At 43.7% G+C, this 23,136-nt stretch carries 22 protein-coding genes and 1 tRNA gene; 5 read left to right on the forward strand and 18 right to left on the reverse strand.

What is annotated here, in order from left to right:
• Positions 1-5: 5 nt before the first annotated feature.
• The 10 genes from rplB to AAEY88_RS11470 form a co-directional block, all read right to left on the reverse strand.
• Positions 6-833 carry a 50S ribosomal protein L2 gene (rplB, locus tag AAEY88_RS11425; RefSeq protein WP_350562487.1) on the reverse strand — a complete coding sequence of 276 codons (828 nt, stop codon included), beginning with the start codon at positions 831-833 and terminating at the stop codon, positions 6-8.
• A gap of 11 nt (positions 834-844) precedes the next feature.
• Positions 845-1,195: a 50S ribosomal protein L23 gene (rplW, locus tag AAEY88_RS11430; RefSeq protein ID WP_350562489.1), complete on the reverse strand. Its 351-nt coding sequence runs from the start codon at positions 1,193-1,195 to the stop codon at positions 845-847.
• Positions 1,192-1,794: a 50S ribosomal protein L4 gene (gene rplD, locus AAEY88_RS11435; protein WP_350562491.1), complete on the reverse strand. Its 603-nt coding sequence runs from the start codon at positions 1,792-1,794 to the stop codon at positions 1,192-1,194. Before rplD ends, rplW begins: the two co-directional genes overlap by 4 nt.
• Positions 1,795-1,808: 14 nt before the next feature.
• Complete coding sequence (rplC, locus tag AAEY88_RS11440; RefSeq protein WP_350562493.1) at positions 1,809-2,447, reverse strand: 50S ribosomal protein L3; 639 nt, start codon at positions 2,445-2,447, stop codon at positions 1,809-1,811.
• 49 nt (positions 2,448-2,496) lie between these two features.
• The gene (gene rpsJ, locus AAEY88_RS11445) at positions 2,497-2,808 is read right to left on the reverse strand and encodes a 30S ribosomal protein S10 (protein ID WP_010196670.1); all 312 of its coding nucleotides are present in this window, start codon (positions 2,806-2,808) and stop codon (positions 2,497-2,499) included.
• Between the two features lie 401 nt (positions 2,809-3,209).
• Entirely contained in the window at positions 3,210-4,823 is a 1,614-nt protein-coding gene (locus tag AAEY88_RS11450; RefSeq protein ID WP_350562495.1) for an Rne/Rng family ribonuclease, read from the reverse strand.
• Between the two features lie 176 nt (positions 4,824-4,999).
• A complete protein-coding gene (locus AAEY88_RS11455; RefSeq protein ID WP_350562497.1) occupies positions 5,000-5,683 on the reverse strand; it encodes a Maf family protein in 684 nt (227 codons plus the stop codon).
• A gap of 15 nt (positions 5,684-5,698) precedes the next feature.
• Complete coding sequence (gene mreD, locus AAEY88_RS11460) at positions 5,699-6,196, reverse strand: rod shape-determining protein MreD (RefSeq protein WP_350562499.1); 498 nt, start codon at positions 6,194-6,196, stop codon at positions 5,699-5,701.
• A 167-nt stretch (positions 6,197-6,363) separates the two neighbouring features.
• The gene (gene mreC, locus AAEY88_RS11465) at positions 6,364-7,212 is read right to left on the reverse strand and encodes a rod shape-determining protein MreC (protein ID WP_350562501.1); all 849 of its coding nucleotides are present in this window, start codon (positions 7,210-7,212) and stop codon (positions 6,364-6,366) included.
• Between the two features lie 65 nt (positions 7,213-7,277).
• Entirely contained in the window at positions 7,278-8,330 is a 1,053-nt protein-coding gene (locus AAEY88_RS11470) for a rod shape-determining protein (protein ID WP_407074457.1), read from the reverse strand.
• Positions 8,331-8,870: 540 nt separating this feature from the next.
• Between AAEY88_RS11470 and gatC the strand changes: the two genes are divergently transcribed.
• The 4 genes from gatC (at position 8,871) to AAEY88_RS11490 (ending at position 12,508) form a co-directional block, all read left to right on the forward strand.
• Complete coding sequence (gatC, locus tag AAEY88_RS11475; protein WP_350562505.1) at positions 8,871-9,185, forward strand: Asp-tRNA(Asn)/Glu-tRNA(Gln) amidotransferase subunit GatC; 315 nt, start codon at positions 8,871-8,873, stop codon at positions 9,183-9,185.
• Positions 9,186-9,276: 91 nt separating this feature from the next.
• On the forward strand, positions 9,277-10,773 hold the full coding sequence (gene gatA / locus AAEY88_RS11480; protein WP_350562507.1) for an Asp-tRNA(Asn)/Glu-tRNA(Gln) amidotransferase subunit GatA: 1,497 nt from the start codon (positions 9,277-9,279) through the stop codon (positions 10,771-10,773).
• 80 nt (positions 10,774-10,853) lie between these two features.
• Complete coding sequence (gene gatB / locus AAEY88_RS11485; RefSeq protein ID WP_350562620.1) at positions 10,854-12,320, forward strand: Asp-tRNA(Asn)/Glu-tRNA(Gln) amidotransferase subunit GatB; 1,467 nt, start codon at positions 10,854-10,856, stop codon at positions 12,318-12,320.
• Positions 12,321-12,431: 111 nt separating this feature from the next.
• A tRNA-Pro gene (locus AAEY88_RS11490) sits at positions 12,432-12,508 on the forward strand.
• A 195-nt stretch (positions 12,509-12,703) separates the two neighbouring features.
• On the opposite strand, the gene AAEY88_RS11495 is transcribed toward AAEY88_RS11490, so the two are convergent.
• Positions 12,704-13,006, reverse strand: a complete 303-nt coding sequence (locus AAEY88_RS11495) for a monooxygenase (RefSeq protein ID WP_350562509.1) — start codon at positions 13,004-13,006, stop codon at positions 12,704-12,706.
• A 182-nt stretch (positions 13,007-13,188) separates the two neighbouring features.
• Between AAEY88_RS11495 and AAEY88_RS11500 the strand changes: the two genes are divergently transcribed.
• Complete coding sequence (locus tag AAEY88_RS11500; RefSeq protein WP_350562511.1) at positions 13,189-14,352, forward strand: DUF1853 family protein; 1,164 nt, start codon at positions 13,189-13,191, stop codon at positions 14,350-14,352.
• A gap of 14 nt (positions 14,353-14,366) precedes the next feature.
• Here AAEY88_RS11500 and AAEY88_RS11505 read toward each other — a convergent pair whose 3' ends face one another.
• The 7 genes from AAEY88_RS11505 to AAEY88_RS11535 all read right to left on the reverse strand — a co-directional run bounded on the left by AAEY88_RS11505 (position 14,367) and on the right by AAEY88_RS11535 (position 22,920).
• Positions 14,367-14,921: a DUF2726 domain-containing protein gene (locus tag AAEY88_RS11505; RefSeq protein WP_350562513.1), complete on the reverse strand. Its 555-nt coding sequence runs from the start codon at positions 14,919-14,921 to the stop codon at positions 14,367-14,369.
• A 298-nt stretch (positions 14,922-15,219) separates the two neighbouring features.
• Positions 15,220-16,488, reverse strand: a complete 1,269-nt coding sequence (locus AAEY88_RS11510) for a LysM peptidoglycan-binding domain-containing protein (protein WP_350562515.1) — start codon at positions 16,486-16,488, stop codon at positions 15,220-15,222.
• Positions 16,489-16,724: 236 nt separating this feature from the next.
• Positions 16,725-18,098: a folylpolyglutamate synthase/dihydrofolate synthase family protein gene (locus AAEY88_RS11515; RefSeq protein ID WP_350562517.1), complete on the reverse strand. Its 1,374-nt coding sequence runs from the start codon at positions 18,096-18,098 to the stop codon at positions 16,725-16,727.
• A 191-nt stretch (positions 18,099-18,289) separates the two neighbouring features.
• The gene (accD, locus tag AAEY88_RS11520) at positions 18,290-19,243 is read right to left on the reverse strand and encodes an acetyl-CoA carboxylase, carboxyltransferase subunit beta (protein ID WP_350562622.1); all 954 of its coding nucleotides are present in this window, start codon (positions 19,241-19,243) and stop codon (positions 18,290-18,292) included.
• Positions 19,244-19,582: 339 nt separating this feature from the next.
• Positions 19,583-20,407, reverse strand: a complete 825-nt coding sequence (gene trpA / locus AAEY88_RS11525) for a tryptophan synthase subunit alpha (RefSeq protein WP_350562519.1) — start codon at positions 20,405-20,407, stop codon at positions 19,583-19,585.
• 363 nt (positions 20,408-20,770) lie between these two features.
• Complete coding sequence (gene trpB / locus AAEY88_RS11530) at positions 20,771-21,973, reverse strand: tryptophan synthase subunit beta (RefSeq protein WP_350562624.1); 1,203 nt, start codon at positions 21,971-21,973, stop codon at positions 20,771-20,773.
• Between the two features lie 242 nt (positions 21,974-22,215).
• Complete coding sequence (locus AAEY88_RS11535) at positions 22,216-22,920, reverse strand: phosphoribosylanthranilate isomerase (RefSeq protein ID WP_350562521.1); 705 nt, start codon at positions 22,918-22,920, stop codon at positions 22,216-22,218.
• Positions 22,921-23,136 lie beyond the last annotated feature (216 nt).

Below are 23,136 nucleotides of genomic sequence, written 5' to 3' on the forward strand. Positions count from 1 at the left end.
TTCCTTTATTTCTTCTTCTTGGCGCGACGGATGATCATACTGTCAGTACGCTTATTGTGACGCGTCTTGAGTCCTTTAGACTTCTGACCCCAAGGGCTAGTTGGATGGCGACCTTTGTTACGACCTTCACCACCACCATGTGGGTGATCAACTGGGTTCATCGCCACACCGCGAACAGTAGGACGAATACCACGCCAACGTGAAGCACCCGCTTTACCAAGTGATTTCAAGTTATTTTCAGTATTAGAAACTTCACCAATAACAGCGCGACAATTAACGTGTACGCGGCGAGTTTCACCTGAACGCATACGAATAATTGCGTAAATACCGTCACGACCTAATAACTGAACGGCTGCACCCGCTGAACGAGCCATCTGTGCGCCTTTACCGATTTTAAGCTCGATATTATGGATCACAGTACCCAATGGGATATTTTTAAGTGGTAGACAGTTACCTGGGCGAATTGGAGATGCTTCACCTGAATGTACTGTATCACCAGCAGCTAGCTTTTTAGGAGCAATAATGTAACGACGTTCGCCATCAGCATACTTAAGTAAGGCAATATGTGCAGTACGGTTAGGATCGTATTCAATACGCTCTACCGTTGCTGGAATATTGTCTTTAGTACGTTTGAAGTCAATAATACGATAGTGTTGCTTATGACCGCCGCCAACATGACGAGTAGTGATACGACCATTGTTGTTACGACCACCTGACTTACTTTTTGATTCGACAAGTGCTGCAAACGGACGACCTTTATAAAGGTGTGGATGCACTACTTTTTCAACAAAACGACGGCCTGGTGATGTTGGCTTTGCTTTTACGATAGGCATGAGTGTTATCCTTATTCGTTGTTCGCTGTTTCACTAGTAGAGGCAGCAGTATCAGCTACGTCCTCACCAGCATCAGCCATTTGTACATCGTGACCAGCTTTTAAGGTGACATAGGCTTTTTTATAATCATTACGACGGCCAATGCTCTTACCAAAACGCTTTGTCTTACCTTTAACGTTCAAAGTGTTTACTTTCATAACTTCAACACCTTCAAACATCAGCTCAACTGCTTTTTTGACTTCAAGCTTAGTCGCATTAGTATCAATTTTGAATACTTGCACACCAAATGAGTCACCGAGCATCTGAGATTTTTCTGAGAATACAGGTCCTCTTAAGACCTGATAAAGTCTTGCGTTATTCATGCTAGTGCTTCCTCAAATTGTTTCGCAGCTTCGACTGACATGATCACTTTGTCATAAGCGATCAAACTCACTGGATCCACTTCATTTGTACCAAGTACATTGACATGTGGAATATTGCGGGCGGCTAAGTATAAATTTTCATCAACTTCTTTAGTGACGATTAGTGCACGAGGTGCATTCAATTCACTTAACTTTGCGATCAGCTCTTTGGTCTTAGGTGCAGAAATACTCAATTCTTCGACCAAGATTAGACGTTCTTGACGTACTAATTCGGCTAGAATACACTGCATAGCGCCGCGATACATTTTGCGGTTAACTTTCTGTGACCAGTCTTGTGGTTTTGCCGCGAATGCACGACCACCACCACGCCAGATTGGACTACGAATAGAACCTGCACGAGCGCGACCAGTACCTTTTTGGCGCCATGGCTTAATGCCACCACCAGAAACTTCGGCACGAGTTTTCTGTGCACGTGTACCTTGACGAGCACCAGCAAGATATGCAGTGACGACTTGATGCACTAATGCTTCGTTGAATTCACGACCGAAAGCCGTATCAGAAAGCTCAACCGCCGCACCTGTAACTGTTTTTAAATCCACGTTAATCCCCTTGCTTAGGCTTTGACTGACGGACGTACGATAACATCGCCACCGGTGGCACCTGGGATAGCACCCTTGATGACAAGTAACCCTTTTTCGGCATCAACCGAAACCACTTCTAGGCCTTGAACGGTGACACGCTTGTTACCCATCTGACCTGGCATCTTTTTGCCTTTGAACACTTTACCTGGTGACTGGTTTTGACCAGTTGAACCAATGGCACGGTGAGACACTGAGTTACCATGGGTGGCATCTTGCATGCTAAAGTTATGACGCTTTACGCCGCCTTGAAAGCCTTTACCTTTACTCTGTCCTGTGACATCAACCATCTGACCTTCTTCAAATAGGTCAGCTAGGATCTCACCACCAATTTCACGCCCTTCAAGGTCGCTTTCATTGGCACGAAATTCCCAAACACCACGACCGGCTTTAACGCCAGCTTTTGCGAAGTGACCTTTTTGTGCGGCTGTTACGCGGCTGTCACGACGGGTACCTGTGGTAATTTGAATAGCTTGATAGCCATCTATATCAGTATTTTTTACTTGAGTAATGCGGTTTGTATCGACCTCAATCACTGTTACAGGGATAGATGCGCCTGCTTCAGTGAAGACACGGGTCATGCCGCATTTTTTACCGACTAAACCAATCGCCATTTTTAACCTCTTTATATCTTCTATTAATGGATTGGGCGTTTAATGTGCATTAGCCCAAAGCAATTTGAACGTCAACGCCCGCCGCTAAGTCTAACTTCATTAACGCATCCACAGTTTTGTCAGTAGGCTGAACAATATCAACCATGCGCTTGTGAGTACGGATTTCGTACTGATCACGAGCGTCTTTATTGACGTGTGGCGAGGTTAGGACGTTGAAGCGCTCAATGCGAGTCGGCAACGGTACAGGACCACAAACTTGCGCACCAGTGCGCTTTGCAGTATCGACAATCTCTTGTGCCGACTGATCAATCAATCGATGATCAAAAGATTTGAGTCGGATACGGATTCTCTGGTTAGCCATGCCAGCAAGCTCCTAATATGTGCTTTGGTCACTCTTGCACTGCAAGTGGATGACCAAAAGCCGTTTGGTTAAAGATTTACTTTGAGCGGCTTCATATTCTTTATCAGAACCAGTAGCGTGCTAAAAGCAAAATAGTTTAAAGCCCAGCCGACTCTCCTATTAATTGGAAAGTAGCAAAGGCATATGAAATAGTGCTAGAAACGATGCTCTAGCTGTCATAGCGCAGGCTGTTTACTTAGCCGCGCTCATATAATTCAGTGGTTCATATTATACAGAGTATTTTAGTGATTGCAAGGCCAATATTGGAGACGCTTATGAGCCTGTTATACATTAAGTCTTCAATTAACCACACTTAAGGCTAGTATTCATAAATAGAGAACTTGGCTTTAATTAATCAGCAATCAGTCTAGAACAATATCGTATTGCTCTTGGGTATATAAGTTTTCAACTTCAAAAGTAATCACGCGCCCCAGCAAGTACTCCAAATCTGCTACCGTATCCGCTTCTGAAGTTAATAATAAATCAATAACGGCAGCATGAGCGACGACCGTGAACTTCTTCGGTGAATTATAAGTACGAGCACAACGCATAATCTCACGGAATATCTCAAAACTGACAGTTTCAGCAGTTTTGACAAAGCCGCGCCCTTGACAGGTTGAGCACGGCTCACATAGCTGTTGGCCTAGCGACTCGCGAGTACGTTTACGAGTCATCTCAACCAAGCCCAGCTCACTAACTTGAGTGATATTAGTCTTGGCATAATCCTGCGTCAGCTGTTCTTGTAAACTTGCAAGCACGTCATCCTTATGCTGTTGTTCGAGCATATCAATAAAATCAAGAATGATGATGCCACCTAAGTTACGTAAACGCAATTGGCGAGCAATAGCATGCGTCGCCTCTAAATTGGTTTTGTAAACCGTATCTTCCAATGAACGCGCACCGACAAAAGAACCGGTATTGACATCAATGGTAGTCATGGCTTCAGTTTGGTCAATAATGAGGTAGCCGCCAGATTTTAGATCCACCCGGCGTTTAAGCGCATCACGTAAGTCTTCTTCAACCCGGTGTACATCAAATAATGCCTGATCAGCAGTATAATGCACGATGCGATCATAAATAAATGGCACAAATTCTTTAGCAAAAATCTGTATTTGCTCATAGATCTGTAAATTATCGACAATGACTTTTTCGGTGTTCGCATGTACCAAGTCACGAATGGAGCGTAGTGGTAATGACAGCTCTTGGTAAATAAGCTCAGAGCTTTGATGATGTTTGATTTCTTGTCTTCGTGCACAAATAGTACGCCAAAGCTGTAAGAGATAATAAATATCCTCTTCAAGCTTATCGATTGGCACGCGCTCAGCGGCAGTACGGGCAATCAGACCACCTTGGAGATTGACGGTTTGCATTAGGCTATTGAGCTCTGTCTTTAGACGTGTGCGCTCTTCCTCGCTATCAATACGTTGAGAAATACCGATATGATCGCTCGATGGCAAATAAACCAAATAACGTGATGGCAGTGAAATATTGGTGGTCAAGCGTGCGCCTTTACTACCCAATTGATCCTTGGTCACTTGTACTAAAATACGTTGACTCTCATGCAAGCGATGTTGGATTAAGGTCTTAGTAGCTACAGGCACTATTTCAGTAACTTGCGGGGACATTGCTAAATCAGCAGCAGCTGCGCTAGTAATGGCGGTATTGGCACCGTTATCATCATTCATCTCTTTATCAGGCTTACCAGCAGATTTATTACTACCATTATTGCTTATCACTGGCGGACGTGGTTCACGCTGCATATCATTGACATGCAAAAACGCCGTTCGTGACTGACCAATATCGACAAAGGCAGCCTGCATGCCTGGTAATACGCGCACCACAATACCCAAGTAGATATTACCCACTAAACCCAGCTTATGATGGCGCTCAATATAAATCTCGCCCAACACACCATTATCTAAAACTGCTACACGGGATTCCATTGGACTGACATTAATCAGCAGCTCTTCAGACATAGTGTTTCTTCTCTTATCGCTCAGATTTTTCTTATGAATTGAGTACTTTGTGGACTTGCAGTGTAGCAAATCTACCTAGCCCTTGCCCATGAACCGGCCGTGTCATTATGTGTCTGTTTATGGGGTAACTTATATTATGACCCTTTCATACGGCAAGTTTTTACTGTCACCTTCATTTACCAATCATCATCTCTGTGATGGTTGGTTGCCTCGGTAATCAGAGCCAGTGTTTGCGCCAACGGTAGACCAACCACATTAGTATAGCTACCCTGAATATGCGTTACCCATGCCGCAGCTAAGCCTTGGATCGCATAACCGCCCGCTTTATCAGCAGGCTCACCACTATTCCAATAAGCTACCATCATGTCTAAGGTTAAAGGTACAAAGCTTACTTCAGTACGTTCAATAATTTGCTGCTGCCATACTGATTGTAGACCCTTATCAGATTTATCCGCAGACGATAGCATGACTTGCGTCGCTTGTACGGCGGTCCATATTTGATGGGTATTATCAGACATCTGCTGCCACATACTATACGCATGCTCACGGTCTGTCGGTTTGACTAAAACGGTCTTACCATCCGGTAATACGCCGATGGTATCAGCGGTCAAAATCATAAATGGTGTGTTAAGTGATATAGAAAGTTTGGGCAGCTGAGCCTTATCGTTTTTATAATCCAAATTTAACTGAGCAATGGCGGCGGCGGCTTTGCTAGCAACCATACGCTGGATATAATCTTTTGGGTGCTCATCATCGTCTGGCGTTTCATCAATATCGACGCTCATAATGCTAAAATCAAGCGTGGCGTTGGCGAGCAGCTCACGGCGACGCGGTGAACCAGAAGCCAATATGATATCCATAACTATTCTCTTCTTTTACTGAATGTGAGATTGAATAAATCTACGTAGAACTAATAGTACTAGCGGCCAACTTAGGATGCTCATTAATAAGGGTAAACTAGATTGTGCCACGAATATACTTTGCGTCATCAGCTGTAACATCCATAAACTTAACTGAAAGACCACCAGTCCTAGTGTTGCTAATAACCAGGCACTAGCAATATTTAACGGCTTAATATAAATGCGACTGATGCTAAGCACTAACGCGACCACTACGGCAGCGAAAGCTTGCTGGCCAAGGCGCGTATCCATCAGTAAGTCAGCGATAATACCAACAGTAAAAGCGCTAAAGACCCCGACATAACGTGGCTGAAATAACAACCAAAATATCAGCACCATCATTAGCACCATGGGCCGCAGGATCGCCATATCCGGACTTAATGGATAGACGTTCAGCGATGAGGCAACCACAAAGCTTACGATAATCGTGCTCAGCAACAGGCTAATTGTTGGCTCAGAGTTGAAATGTGCCATAAATGGGTGCCTTAACAATTATTTAGCAGTCACTAATTAAACTTTATATAGAGATAGACAAGATAAGCTGCCAAAAAGGTCGCAGTGACCGTATTATCTGATAAGTTCTGACCCGGTGATACGATAACGATATCAGAGTTATTTGTGTTCGTTAGCGCTAATGATAGCTATTTAAGATCAGCACGTACTGTCTTATCTTGGAGAATAAGGACGTAAGCGTTGTCAATAAAATTGGCTGCTGGCGTCACCTCGATACTTCTGAAGTTATCCGCTGCTTGTGGGTCCTTAATACGAGCAATACGTCCAACCTGATAGCCTGCCGGAATACGTCCCCCTAAACCCGAGGAAATTAGCTCATCACCAACGCGTACATCTGAGGTCTTAAATACATAATTAAGACGTAGAGAAGTAGGAATGCCCGCGCCGGTAACAATAGCGCGTTGTCCCGTACGTTTAACCGTCACTGCCACTGATTGCTGTTCATCAGTAATCAATAATAAGCGGCTGGTATTGGGGTAAACATTGATAATTTGACCTAAAATACCATCTTCATCGATGACAGTCTGCCCAACTTGAACCCCGCCTTGCTCGCCTTTGTTAATAACGACAATCTGCTTAAGTAAGTTGGTATCGGTACCAATAACTTGTGCTAAAGTCAGATCAAACTGTTCTGGTTTGGTGGTTGATAAAATACCTTGCAGACGCGCGTTTTGGGCCAAGATATAATCTTGCTGCTGCAGCTTCGCTTGCGCATGAATCAGCTGTGACTTTAGTTGTATATTTTCGCGGCGCAGCGCTTCTTTGGACCGCGTACTGCTACTGATCCAACGCTCAGTATAGCTTGGCAGTAAAGAAAACTGATAAATAGGCTGCATTGCAGCGTGGCTAGTCTGACGTATGGGCTCAAACCATTCTGGATTTTTGCTATCAACCCATATCAGTATTAATGCCACTATTAAGACGATAGTAGTTTTACGAAGTGATAATGGCTGACGGGTAAAAATACTTGGGGTCATAAGGTATCTAATCTGATCGGAACCCAAGGCTGGGGTTAAAAGCATCGGACATTGGTAGTAAACGCTTATACAAAAATCATATTTAGACGTTTATTATTGATAAAGTCTAGCGCTATCCCACTACCACGACTGACGCAAGTAAGTGGATCTTCTGCTACAGTGACCGGTAGACCTATCTCTTTTGAGATGAGCTTATCTAAATCATGTAACAGCGCACCGCCACCAGTCAAAACAATACCACGCTCAGCAATATCTGATGACAACTCAGGTGCTATCTGCTCAAGAGCAGCTTTTACCGCGTTAACGATACCCGCTAATGGGTCGCTTAATGCTTGTTGAATCTCTTCTGAGTTGACACTAAAGGTTTTTGGAACCCCTTCTGCCATACTACGACCACGGACTTCTACCTCTAGTAGGTTGCCTTCAGTAGGCGTTGAGCTAGCCAGTGCTGAGCCCACTTCTTGCTTAATGCGCTCAGCCGTAGTCTCACCGATCACACAACCATGAGTACGGCGTATATGGGTAATGATAGCCTCATCTAATGTATCGCCGCCGATACGAATCGAATCAGCATAAACACAGCCTGACAAGGCAATAACTGCAATCTCAGTAGTACCGCCACCGATATCAACGACCATAGAACCACTGGCTTCATGGACTGGTAAGCCTGCACCAAGCGCTGCTGCCATCGGCTCTTCTAATAAAAATACCCTGTTAGCGCCCACCGATGAAATCGCCACCCGAATGGCTTTACGCTCAACTAGGGTTGACTTACAAGGAACACAAACTACTACGTTCGGCCGCACCATAAAACGTTTGGCTTTTGCTTTGGCAATAAAATGCTTGAGCATTTGTTGCGTTACTTCAAAATCAGCAATTACACCGTCTTTTAACGGACGAATAGCGGTGATATTGGCAGGGGTACGACCCAGCATTTTTTTGGCCTCAACGCCAACCGCAGCAACTGTAGGGTTTTGCGTACGATTACTACGTAGAGCGACCACGGTAGGCTCATTAAGCACCACGCCTTTATTAGGAATAAAGATTAAGGTGTTTGAAGTGCCAAGGTCTATTGCGATATTATTTGATAAAAATCCAAACGGGTTCATGACTAATATATCCAGCGTCTTACAAATAAGGCGAATGAGGTAACTGAACTGAGATTTGACTCGTCAGCGATGAGTAGGTCGGCATTTAACGCTATAATGGCCCAAACTTGCCAGCATGATAATCCGAATCTAACCCATAATAATGAGGTGGCAAAATTGAGCTAAATTATACCGACTTAGCTCAAAAATAACATAGCTATTTAAAACCTAGCGCTCTGTAGTCGTTAGCAAGAAGTCACATCTTAGGTTACTAGCATTTAGTATAGCGATTAAAATAGTGCACATTGCCATTTTTATTTACGTACCATAAAATTTCACATTAAGGCGATGCTCTTGCTCAGGTGCGTGGCGTTACTGTAACGCATTTAACAACATAATAGGTAAGTAGTTGATAGTAAATACATAACTAAACCAGCATGTTCTACTTATTTATGATTGTGCAGTATTCGCCCCCGATGCTCTGTAAACTTGGGACAGATGCTTTATAATAAACCATTGATTACTCATATGCGCCCACTCTAACAAAAACTGTCCTGCACTGGAGAAATTATGTCACAGCAAACGCCCGCGACTGACAGTAACGTCAGCCGCCAAGAAATCCTAGAAGTTGCCAACCTGGCCCGGCTAGGTGTTGATGAAGATACGGCTGATAGTTATGCTAATGACATCAGCAAGGTATTAACCTTAATGCATACCTTAGCTGGCGTCGATACCACTGATCTGACCCCATTAGCTAATATTCATGAAGCCTGCCAAGATCTGCGCGCTGACGTTGCCAAACACGATATCAATCGTGAGCGTAATCAGTCGGTTGCGCCAGCCGTTGAGCAAGGTTTATATCTAGTGCCACAAGTGATTGAATAACTTTTACCAAGCGAATTTTACCCAATAGCGTGAAAGTCACTGTAGGCTTTTTCTTGCTTTACGCAATTAACATTTTGACGGACGACCCCTTATGTCTGAACTTCATTATTTAAGTACCCAGCAGCTGGTCACGGGCTTACAAGACAAAAAATTCAGTAGCCTTGAGCTGACCGAACATTTTATCAAGCGGATTGATGCTTTAGATAGCAAGATTAATAGCTTTATTACTCACACTTCTGAGACCGCACGTGCCCAAGCACAAGCGGCGGATGAGATGCGCGCGCAAGGTGATATGCGACCGCTGCTTGGTGTGCCAATGGCGCATAAAGATATCTTTTGTACCCAAGGGGTACTGACCACCTGCGGCTCCAAAATGCTGCATAACTTCGTCTCACCCTATAATGCCACTATCGTCACCAATATCGATAAAGCGGGTATGATTAGCCTGGGCAAACTCAATATGGATGAGTTTGCCATGGGTTCGGATAATGGCAGCTCGTATTATGGTGCGGTACATAATCCATGGGACCTTGAACGCGTTCCTGGTGGCTCATCAGGTGGTAGCGCATCGGCAGTGGCAGCAGGTTTTATTCCAGTAGCGACTGGCAGTGATACCGGTGGCTCTATTCGTCAGCCAGCATCATTTTGTGGCTTGACCGGTATTAAGCCCACTTATGGCCGAGTGTCACGTTTTGGCATGATTGCTTATGCGTCAAGCCTTGATCAAGCGGGTAGTATGGGACGCAGCGCCAAAGATTGTGCTTATCTATTACAGCCGATGGCCGGTCATGATCCACGTGATGCCACTTGTATCAAATATGATATTCCTAACTATGTTCAAGACATCAACGAAGCCGAGGCGCAAGCAGGCGATAAGCCTTTCGCTGGTCTGCGTATTGGGGTTGCCAAAGAATACTTCGGTAAAGGTCTTCATCCGGAAGTCGATAAAGTGGTACGTGCGGCCTTACAGCAATATGAGGAACTTGGTGCGACGATCGTAGAAGTCAATATTACTGATCCTGAGATTACCCTTGCGACTTATTACATGCTGGCACCTGCTGAGGCGTCTTCAAACTTATCGCGCTTTGATGGGGTGCGTTTTGGTTATCGCTGTGAAAATCCAACAGACTTAATCGACTTATACACGCGCTCACGCTCGGAAGGCTTTGGCCCTGAAGTACAGCGCCGTATATTAATGGGCACTTATGCCCTCTCTGCGGGTTACTTTGATGCTTATTACACCAAAGCACAAAAGATACGCCGCTTGATTATTAAAGACTTTGATAATGCCTTTGCGGATTGTGATCTGATTGCCAGTCCAACCGCGCCAACACCCGCCTATAAGCTTAGCGAAAATTTAGACTCTGCTACGATGTATTTGGGCGATGTTTATACCATTGGTGTCAATCTTGCAGGTTTGCCTGCCCTTAGTCAGCCAGTAGGCTTTACCTCTGAGGGTTTACCTGTTGGTCTGCAACTTATCGGCCAGCATTGGCAAGAAAGCCAGTTGCTTACTACCGCGCATTTGTTCCAACAGCATACCGATCATCATTTACAACACTCTGCCATCGCCAAGGAGACGGTATAATGAACGCAGTAACTGCTATAACTGATACTGACAATAACGCTGTAACCACAACTGCGGCCGAGAGCGTCCGTACTGATTTGATGGTTGATGGTTATGAAGTCGTCATTGGTATCGAGGTTCACTGTCAACTTAATACCGACAGCAAGATATTTTCTAGCGCACCGACTGACTTTGGTCATGAGCCGAATACTCAGGCCAGCATCGTCGATTTAGGATTGCCAGGCGTTTTGCCTGTCCTCAATATTGGCGTAGTAGAACGTGCGCTAAAATTTGGCATAGGCGTTAATGCTGAGCTGGGACTCTTTAATACTTTTGACCGTAAAAACTACTTTTACCCTGATTTGCCAAAAGGCTATCAAATCACCCAAATGGCCAATCCTATCGTTGGTCGTGGTCATATTGATGTCGTGGTCAATGAAGGAGAGAAAAATGAATACCCTAAACGCATGGGCATTACTCGCGCTCACTTAGAAGAAGATGCGGGTAAATCTGTACATGATGCGGTTAATGGTATGACGGGCGTTGATCTTAACCGTGCGGGTACACCGTTGATTGAGATTGTCTCAGAGCCTGATATGCGCTCAGCATATGAAGCTTTGGCTTATATCAAAGCCATTCATCAATTGGTTACTTGGCTGGGTATTTCAGACGCTATCATGGCGGAAGGCTCATTCCGCTGCGACTGTAACGTCTCGATACGTAAACCTGGTGCGCCGCTTGGTACGCGTACTGAGCTGAAAAACCTGAACTCATTTCGCAATATTGAACGTGCTATCAATCGTGAAATTGAGCGTCAAATTGATATTATCGAAGAAGGTGGTCAAGTCGTGCAAGCGACGATGCTTTATGATCCTGAGCAGGACGAAACTCGCGTTATGCGTACCAAAGAAGACGCTAACGACTATCGTTATTTCCCTGACCCTGACTTGCTGCCTGTGCGCATTGAGCAGCATACGGTTGATACGATTAGAGCCGCCATGCCTGAGCTACCGGTTGCCCGCCGCGCACGGTTAGAGAATGAGCTTGAACTATCAGAATACGATGCCCGTATCTTAACCGGTAGCCGTCAGCTTGCTGATTATTTTGAAGCGGTGGTCAACGAAGTTGGTCAGCAGCACGCTAAAATCTCAGCTAACTGGGTAATGGGTGATCTACTGGGCGCACTGAATAAAGACGATAAAGAAATTACCGATTCACCAATCAGTGCCAAGCAATTGGCTGGCATGCTTAAACGACTCTTTGACGATACCCTATCAGGGAAGCTTGCTAAAAAAGTCTTTAGTGCACTATATGAACGCGCTGGTGGTGATACTGATGATGCTGCTGATCAAATCATTGAAGCCCAAGGCCTTAAGCAAGAAACCGATACGGGCGCTATTAAAGCTATCGTTGAAGAGGTTATCGCTAACAATGCAGCTATGGTTGAAGAATATCGCGGCGGTAAGGAAAAAGCCTTTAACGGTTTGGTTGGTCAAGTGATGAAAGCCAGTCGCGGTAGCGCCAATCCGCAGCAAGTTAACCAAATCCTAAAAGAGCTCTTGGGTTAAGGTTAATTGGTAATAAGCGGGACTGATTATGGTCAGTAAAATCTATTTGCAGATTCGAGAAATAATTAACCCTTGCAATATGTGCGATTTTGCGTAAAATAGTCAGTCATTCGGGGCGTAGCGCAGTCTGGTAGCGCACTACACTGGGGGTGTAGTGGTCGCAGGTTCAAATCCTGCCGTTCCGACCAAACATGTTAGTACAGAAAAAGGTCAGTCATTGTTATCAATGACTGACCTTTTTTTATGTTCAATGCTTTCGATATTAATCTATGCAGCTATAGGTAATATTATACAATATAGCCGCGCGGTCGTAAAAATTTCTGGAGACAGAGAAGAAACATAGAACATCTATACCTATATTTCAGCTTGTCCTAAGCTTGCAACTAAAAACTCGCTTTGCAAATTGCGCTGAGTTCTTCATTAATTTTAAATGTTTTTGCTTTTATATTTGTAAACCCAAAAGACTCTAGTCTTTTAGTGTGTTTTGATAAATACTTATTGGCATCATTTAAGTTATCAAATACATAAATGCCACCTGCTTCCTTAGTTTCTTCATTTTCCGTCCATAGTTTGTAGACCAAACCCTTTTCTGTAGCGATATCTTCAGCAAGTTCTTTCATCTCGTTAAAGAACTTACTGCCGAAAGGTCCGCTATGTGGAAAGTCAATTTGTAAAAGGTATTTCATATTATATCCATAAAAATTATATCATTTAAAAAATTATAGGCAAAAAACAAATTTTGTCAACTGAGTCTAAAATTTCTTGTGCTAACAGATCATTCATGATTCGTTTGTAAACACTATAACTGCTTATAGACTTTTACTTATTAAGCCGTTAGGGTATTTATATATTCGTTAAGGTTCAACCTATGACCGAGCCTACCTCTCATTCATCTTCTACTCTTAGAAACTCTACTGTCAAATATAACGCCCCATGGGAAGAATACCAGCGCCCTTATGTTCGCGATTTGGCGTATGTATTGTCCTGCCCCGACGTCTTGACAAAGTGGCTAGACTTTGTACCACATCAAGATACACCAACGATTGCAGTGCATAATACTGACTTTTGGCAAGCGCAATTTGCTGCCTATCGCGAACGTTTAAATGAACTTGATACCACTAGCGCTTATCAAGAACTCACGCGCTATTTACTTAAGCGACCAAGTCCCAATCGTTTAGGCTTTCACTTTGAGGGACTGTTATCATTTTGGTTGACAGACGGCTATGCGCATGGACTGCATCCTTATGAGATGCTCGCAAATAATGTACAATTATTTTGCGGTAAGCAAACCACCGGTGAGCTGGATTTAATTTTATATAATCATCGGGAGAAGTTAACGGAACATTGGGAACTGGCGATTAAGTTTTTTATGGGTTCAGCACCCTTTGCGCCTGTGAATTGGGTTGGGATCAATTCTAATGATAATTTACAGCGTAAGATGACCCACATGCAAACCAAGCAATTTTGTACTGTGTGGGTAGACACTGAGAATCACGGGCAAGTCAAAATTGATAAGCGTTATGCGGTGATCAAAGGGCATTTTTTCTTGCCAGTGACTACCGTTAACTTTATTTATCCTGACTGGCTGGCACCGAGTTTCCCCATGCATTATTGGCTGGCGGCTTCCAATAATCAAAACAATATTGATGACCACTCTAGCCCTGAACTTACTCAAAATCAGAATCACGTCAATAATTTTGATAATACCACAGGGCCACTTGCTGGTATTACTGATATCCGCCGGGCACATTATATTGAGTGGTTTACTCAGCGCAATTTTTATGACTGCGAATACCCAGAAAACAATAGCGTTAACAGTAACGATAAAATATCGCCTAATTTAGCATCTCTGCAACAAGGGTTATATTTTATGAAAGTGCCAATGGGTCATTGGCTTGATAATCATTTATCTAATGATAGCTCCCAGGCACAAGACTATTATTATCAAGACGCTTCTTATAAAGAGCATTATGTACCAGTAGTAATTTTACAAACCGATGTCAATACTGACCAAGATGGCTTATCTGATTAAGTCAAATATTGGAGCTAATAGATTTCAATAACCTGTATCAACTCATATCTAAGCATATCGGCACTGGGCATGCGCTCAGCATGAAAACGCACAATAGGTATACCCGCGCTTGCTAAGGCTTTATCTTTTTTATCATCAGCCTTTTGCCGCGATTTACTATTATGGGTCCAGTCATCAAGCTCAATGGCAGCCAGTGTGGTCTGCGCATCATCATCCACAATCACATAATCAACGCTTTGGCGGCAAATACGATTAAACCAAAAGCTACGCTCAGAAGCTTGCTCGCTATTGCTCGTGATGATACGTGACAGCTGCACTTGGACAAAGATATGATATTCAGGTAGAGCATTTTTGAGCTTATTAAAGAATACCACTTCAGTATCGGTCATAATAGGCATCGGTGCAAATGGCCAAATATCCAATTCATCACCGCGTACGGGTTGTGGGTCAGGTTCTATATTTTTAGCGATCGACCGCTGCTTTGATAGTAGCAGTGATCGTAATTTTGGCAGCGTAATTAGCCCTAAGAATCCAACAGCTAATACTAAAAACACAACGCCAAATGACATAGCTTTACCTTTCCCTTATTCAAGTTAGAGTGACTGAGCATTTCGAAGGACTCTGTTTATAACAACATCTATGACAACTATAATTCAAATAACTATATAGCAAATAATAATACGGCAACTCTTGTGGCCAGAAGTGTATTACAAAAAGATAAGCAGAAAAAATGGCGCTTATTCTAACTAAGTTAGTCATAAACGGAAACTTATAAACTATAAAACACGACATTAAATGTCGTGTTTTATAGTTTATAAGTCTAAATAAAATAGAGTGTTAATTTGATTGACCATTTGCCACCATTGTTTAGCGCCAATATAACACCCAAGCACTGGTGGTATTAACATCAGGATCACTATTCACTTTATCCTTTAACGCCAAGGCGGCAACCTTACCGCGCTCAGGCCCAACAACGACGCGTACGCCGCGACTGGTAGTGCTGGTCTTAACTTTATAACCAGCAGATCTAAACTTTTTAGCGACCTCATCAGCCGAGGCTTGATTGGTGGCTAGCGCAACTTGGACCCCAAAGCTGCCTTTGGCGTCGGTTTCTTTGACTTCTTTACGAGCCGCACGAAGTTTTTGCTGAGCATCATGCTTCGCATCAACGGACTTTTTTGCCAGGGCTTCCTCTTTTTTACGCTTCTCGTCGCGTACTTTATCAGCTGCGACTGCCTCATGCTCGAGACGCTCAATTTGTTTACGTGAGGGAATAGTCAGCGCCTGACCAATCTGCAGGGTTGCTGAGGGCGCAATGTTATTGGCTTGCGCTAACGCTTCAACAGAGACATTATATTGCCGTGCTAATTTCAATAAGCCATCACCGCTCTTAATCGTATAATCTTTAGCCGATTTAGGGGGTTCATTTTTAGCTGCTTCATTAGCTGCTTTTTTTTCAGCCTTCTTTTTTTCAATTTGCTCTTTTTTGATTTGCTCTTTTTTCTCAGCTGCTTGTTTTTCTTCAGCTTTTTGCTTGGCATCTGCTTTTTTCTTAGCAACATCTTCCGCTTGTTTTTTAGCTTTGGCTTGTTTTTTATTGTCTTCTAATTTTTTAGCTTCAGCTTGTTTTTTAGCTTCAGCTTCCTTTGCCGCTACTTTTTGCGTGTCGTTATTGTTTGAGCTAGTGGTGGTTGTCGAGGTCGACTTACTCTTAGAGGTATCAGCAGATGGCTGAGCTTTTGGAGTAGCAACGGCATTTTGCGCTGCTTCCGGACTGTCGCTATCACCACCAGTTGAGGCAATATTTGACATATATAGTTCGTTTTCCGCGCGCGCTTTGGCTAATGCTTGCGCCTCGGCATTCTCTTGTTCCAACAAAAACTGCTGGGCGCGCTTTTCTTGCTCTGCGACCCGAGTAGCACGCTCTTTTTGCTTTTGCGCTAAGAGTCGTTTTTCAGTATCAATATCTGTGGTCAACGGCTGAGAGACTGGCTGCTCAGTACTTTTCTTATCTACGATGGCTGGTTTTGGTTCTGGAGTATCACTAGTACCGATTTGCTGTACCATGGCGTATAGCATCACACTGCCACCCAAAATCATCCCAATGCCCAATAAAGCCTGTCTAGAAAAATTCATCCGTTCACGTCTCTTAGTTGGTAATAAGGCTGATTGGTCGACGTCGCTGTAACTATTCCCAGCCGTTAATTATCGCCATCAGTTTTCAAAAGTTATATTTTTTTGAAGTTATGTCTTTAAAAGCTATATCGTTTCTATCAAAGCGCTTTGATTATAAAACATATTTTTCGTGCTGTCTGCTATCGCACTGTTGCTAAAATTATCTATAAGAATTAGCTATTTAAAGATAAGTTCTATTATACCTTTAGAGTAGCCAGTGCTTCACCAATAGTATGGAAAGAGCCACAGACTACAATCAAATCTTGCGGCTGACTGGCGCTAATCGCTGCCCGCGTCGCTTGTGCTAAATCAGCAGATGCATGTATCTTAGCATGCTCAACATAAGTGGCTAACACGCTTTGTAACTGTACAACATTCGCAGCACGTGGATAATCAATTTCTGCGATAAACCAGTCGGTAATCGGTAAGTTAGCATCGGTTAACCGCCGCACGACCATATCAATATCTTTATCGCCAAGCATTGAGAATAATATCTTGATAGTCGCAGGTTCTATGTCAGTTTGACTGTTGATTTGTTTGCTCGATTGAGTGTCAAGATGCTGCTGCCAAAGGGGTAACAGCTGTGCCAATAAAAATTCAACCCCGTGCTCATTATGTGCCACATCAAATAGCCAATAACGATCTTCAAGATTACGATAATCAAAACGCCCTGCTAATTTTACTGTTTTTAATGCGTGCTCAATAGCGGCCATATCAACATTAAGCGGACCTGCCAGTACCGCTGACAAAGCATTAGCAGTATTTATCAATGACAACGCTGGACGCGGCAGCTGTAGAGTGACAGCGGCATTGCTATACTGCCAGTTCTGCGAATTATCAGTACGATAACTAAAATCTTGCCCGACTTGATAGCAGGTGGCGTCATGCGTATGGATAAGCTGTTGCACACTATCGGGCATCTCAGTAGCACCATAGATTAGGGTAATGCCATCACGTAAGATGCCAGCCTTTTCAGCGCCAATGTCTTCAACGTTGTCCCCTAACCAATCGACATGATCGATACCAATATTAGTAATCACGGCCATATCAGGGTCAATGATATTGACTACATCTAAGCGACCACCCAGCCCTACTTCTAATACCCACACATCACAATCAGCTTCAGAAAATATCAATAACGCTGCCAATGTGGTCATCTCAAAAAATGATAACGTTAAATCACATTGTAATCGTGCAGCTTCTACTTTATTAAAAGCATCAATCAAAGTCTGGTCACTGACCATCTCACCATTAATACGCACACGCTCATTAAAACAGCTCAAATGCGGTGACTGATATAGGGCAGTCTTATAACCTGCTGCTTGACACATTGCACTGATAACAGCGGTGGTCGAGCCTTTGCCATTAGTACCTGCAACGGTGAATACATAAGCATCTTCTTTCGCCGATTGCACTACTCCTAAATACTCAGCCACTGGCAACACTCGCGATAGTCCCATATCTATCGCTGACACATGTATTTGCTGCATATAATCCAGCCATTCGGTTAGGCTGGCATGACTATTAGGGCTATCAGGATCAATAGTGTTAGAAGATAAAGAGGCAGACATGGACGAAACCTATGTTAAAAAGACGCGAAATTAAAACGTAAGCCAGTGTATAACAAGCTCGCGTAAAACCGAAGTCAAAAAGCGTTACCTAAAATCTTAACCTAAAAACCAAAAATAGCATTTACCGTAGATGTACGGTAAATGCTATTAGGTAAGCTTATAGTTTGGATCAAATAATAATTAAATTAAAGTTAAGCATCAACATTTGGTTGACCACATAGCTTGGCCAGCAGACGATAAATAGTATCAATCAGCTGATGACGATGCACCACTTCATCAACGACACCATGCTCTAATAAGAATTCAGCACGCTGGAAAGGCTCTTCCAACGTTTCGCGAACCGTTTGTTCGATGACGCGCTTACCAGCAAAGCCGATCATCGCTTTAGGTTCTGCTAAATGAATATCACCTAGCATAGCAAGTGAGGCGGTAACACCCCCATAAACTGGATTGGTCAACACCACGATATAAGGGACGCCAGCTAATCGTAAGCGTTCTACAGCGGCAGCAGTACGTGCCATTTGCATTAATGACAGGATACCTTCTTGCATTCGCGCACCACCAGATGCCGCAAAACAAACCAATGGAATTTTGTCTTCTAGCGCTTTTTCAGCGGCTTGTACAAAGCGATCGCCAACCACTGAGCCCATCGATCCACCCATAAAGCGAAAGTCAAAGGCACAAGCAACCACTTCAAGGTTACGCAGCTTACCATACATGACGATCAGCGCTTCGGTTTCACCAGTTTTAGTCTGCGCCTCTTTCATGCGCTGAGGATAAGGCTTGCTATCGACAAATCCTAGTGGGTCTTTAGCAACAAACTCTTGACCAAGCTCGCCATCTACTTGGTCTAAAAACCATTGTAAGCGCTCACGCGCCGTCATTGGTAAGTGGTGATCACAATGTGGGCAGACATAACAGTTAAAAATAAGCGCCGTATTGGTAATCATCGAATGGCAGCTAGTACATTCCGTTGATGGTTCGGTCTCTACTGCAGTCAATGGTGCGGTTAGTTGCTGCTTAACACCAGGTACAGGGCGGCCAAACCATGAATGACCTGCTAGATTGGTATTTGCAGTAGGATTGGCAGCGTTATTATTCGAAGTATTAGGTGTTTGTAGGGTATCAGTCATATTGTTCGCCATCGTCGTGGTCTTATCGGCAAGTTTGCTCATATACTTGTCGCTGAGTGTTAGATTGGGAGTGGAATACAGTCATAACATGAGCAGTTATGAGGCACGCTTGCGCGTAATTGTAACAATTTATACATTATATTAGTTTACACACGTAAACTAAAATTAGCAAAGTCATTCAACGTTGTCGTTATGTTGTCGCCATAATGGTTATTTATCAACGCAACTTAATGAAGAACCATTGGCTTCGCTGCGCCCAGACTCTCAGAGCCACTGGTTTGCCTTTATTAATTTGCCATTTACCATATATATTAACTTTGAGGCGACTTTCTTTGCTGCTCATGTATTAAATTACGCACTTAAGCTATCTAAAGCTTCGCGCAACTCGTCCATTTTTACCATAATTTGTTGCTGAGCATTAGCGACAGCATTTACATCAGCCGCATCTAATTCGGCAAAATTCTGCACCAACGCACTACCGACAATAATACCGTCCGCATGAGCGCCAATCGCTTTGGCGGAGGCAGCATCACGAATACCAAACCCAACGCAAACCGGCAGATTAGTCTCCGCCTTAATCGCTTGTACCTGAGTCGCCACATCATCGGTATCGAGAGTTGCTGAGCCAGTCACGCCTTTCAACGACACATAATAAATATAACCGCCGCAATGGGTCAATACTTGCTGACGACGCTCAGGCAAAGTAGTTGGCGATAACAAGAAAATCTCATTCATCGCATGCTCAGTCAGATGCTGGGTAAAGCTACCCGCTTCTGCTGGCGGTAGATCAACCATCAACACCCCATCGACTCCTGACTGCTCACATAAAGCGACAAAGTTATCATAACCAATGATTTCCACTGGATTAAGGTAACCCATCAAAATAATTGGGGTCTGGGTGTCTTGCTTACGAAATTCAGCGACCATCTTTAGCGCATCACGGGTGCTGGTACCCGCCGCCAAAGCACGCTCAGCTGCTAATGCGACGGTTGGACCATCAGCCATTGGGTCTGAGAACGGTAAGCCAATCTCAATCATATCCGCGCCATGCTTAACCAAATCATGTAGCAAGTCTACGGTAGTATGAGGATTAGGATCGCCCGCCATAATATAAGGTATTAGGGCTTTTTTGCTTTGCGCTTTTAAGGTTTCAAAAGTGGTTTCAATTCGGGTCATAGTGGTCTCTAGAATTATTTTAAATTTAGTTTTTAGTTATTGAATCACGTAATGCACACATCTATTTAACGGACTTATCGAAATCAGCATTAGCGGCTTTTATAATAGTATCAATTTGAGTCATCAATTCATCGTCTAATTGGGTGATGATAAGCGGCATTTAATCTACTTTTTTGCCATAGATAAAGTGGCTTTTGCCATAATGTTCTACTTCTAACTCTTCAAAAGATAGCGCCTAAAAAATGCTGAGTGATTGACTATATAAAAGCTGTCGTATCATCAAAAAAACCTTCTTAATACCCTCTACTAATTCTAGTAAAGGGCCTTAGGAAAACCTGCTGTTAACTTTAACTCTAAGCGCTACTACATCTCAATCCCTTCCGCCTTCATGACTGAATGCAAATCTTTATCACCACGACCGGACATATTGACAACGATAGTCTGATCTGGCGTCATGGTCTTAGCAAGTTTGAGTGCATAGGAGACGGCATGTGCGGTCTCAAGCGCTGGAATGATGCCTTCTTTACGAGTGACTTCATGAAAGCCTTCTAGCGCTTCTTTGTCCGTACAGCCAACATATTCAACACGCTTCATGTCTTTTAAGAAGCTATGCTCAGGGCCAACGCCTGGGTAATCGAGTCCCGCTGAAATAGAATGGGTTTCTTGGATTTGACCGTCATCATCTGCCATTAGATAAGTACGGTTACCATGTAATACACCGACGCGACCTGCTGCAAGTGGTGCTGAGTGACGACCGGTTTCGATACCGTCACCAGTGGCTTCAACCCCATACATTTTAACGTCAGTATCATTTAGGAAGTCAAAGAACAGTCCAATAGCGTTCGAGCCACCGCCGACACAAGCGACCAACGCATCAGGTAATTTACCGGTTTTTTCTAAATGCTGAATGCGGGTTTCTTTACCAATAATCGCCTGAAAATCACGCACAAGTAGCGGATAAGGATGAGGTCCTGCAACAGTTCCAATAATATAGTAAGTGCTGTCGACATTAGTGACCCAGTCACGCATTGCCTCGTTCATCGCGTCTTTAAGGGTTCGTGAGCCAGAAGTTACTGGAACAACAGTCGCCCCCAACAAGCGCATACGATAGACGTTCATTTTTTGGCGCTCAACATCATCGGCACCCATATAAACGATGCACTCAAGGCCTAAACGCGCAGCGATAGTCGCCGTAGCAACACCATGTTGACCGGCTCCAGTCTCCGCAATGATACGCTTTTTGCCACACATTTTAGCAAGGAGTGCCTGCCCAATGGCATTATTAACCTTATGCGCACCGGTATGATTAAGATCTTCACGTTTAAAGTAAATCTGTGCGCCACCAATCTCATCACTCAAGCGCTTGGCGTGATATAGCGGGGTTGGGCGCCCGACATAATTGACCAAGTCATCATGGTACTCTGCCCAAAATCCCGGATCAGCTTTAACCTTGGTGTAGAGTGTTTCCAGCTCCTCAAGGGCGGCCATTAAGGTTTCGGAGACAAAGCGGCCACCATGAATACCAAAATGTCCACGCGCATCAGGATACTGATTAAAGTCTTGCACGTCGGTTGGATTGGTTAAAGTATTGATAGATTGTACTGTGGCAGATGGAGCTTTATTAGCAACATGACTCATGATAATTCCTACTAGGGTAAGGGGTATTTTTAAGATATCTTTTTAGAATGATGACGAAGAAAAGATAACGTTTGAAACAAGCAGATAAACTATTGCTAAGCATTAATAATATTAGGTATTGGTAATACTAAGTATTTGTAAGGGGTATACTCAATACTTATCAGCCTGTTTTAGCGTAGAGCTTTACCTGCTGTTTCTGAATGACTGAGGGGTTCGCTTAGCGTATCGTTTTGCCATCGGTCACGTTTGACCGCTTTCATAAAGGCGCGCATTTTCGCGCTGTCTTTTTTGCCTTTATCATGCTCAATACCACCGCTGACATCGACGCCGTAAATGGGCAAATCGCGCGTTGCAGCAATGTTTTGCGCATCAAGGCCGCCAGCTAAAATAATTGGCAATGCGCTATTGGTTGGAATTAGACTCCAATCGAAGCGCGCACCGGTACCGCCATATTTATGTTGATGATAGGCATCAAGTAAAATACTGCTGGCGCCCGCCACGGCAAATTGCTCTATTTGCGTGTGTACGCTGCTAGGCGTTTCTTGCTCAGCATTAACGCGTAAGGCTTTTATCCAGCGCTTATTAACGGCAGCAGCCAATTGCTGACACTGCTCAGGACTTTCGTCACCATGAAATTGGATGATATCAAAAGCCACATTATCAGCAAGTTCAATCAGCGGTTCGCGAGGCATATTAACCACCAAAGCGACCACACTGACAAACGCGGGCAACGCCGCACTGAGTATTTGCGCTTGCGTTTGGGTCACTGCACGTGGACTTGGCGGATAAAATACCAAGCCTACCGCATCAACACCCAATTGGGCAGCAGTATGAATATCAGCAAGTTGGGTGAAACCACAAAACTTCACGTGCATTTTATAATCCCAATCGTATGTTCCGAGTAAACAGTAAGCGCCTATAAAGTAGTAAGTGCCTATCAAACATTAAAAGCGTTATGAGCGCCTTTATTGTTATAAACAATAAAGGCGCTCATAACGATGGCATTGACTGATCAGATGTGAGGACAATTTATGAATAGAATTTGTTAATAGAATGCCAAATGAATTGCATCCAAAAACTTATCCTAGCAT

This window comes from Psychrobacter sp. CAL346-MNA-CIBAN-0220 (genome assembly GCF_040309805.1).
Classification (GTDB): Bacteria; Pseudomonadota; Gammaproteobacteria; order Pseudomonadales; family Moraxellaceae; genus Psychrobacter.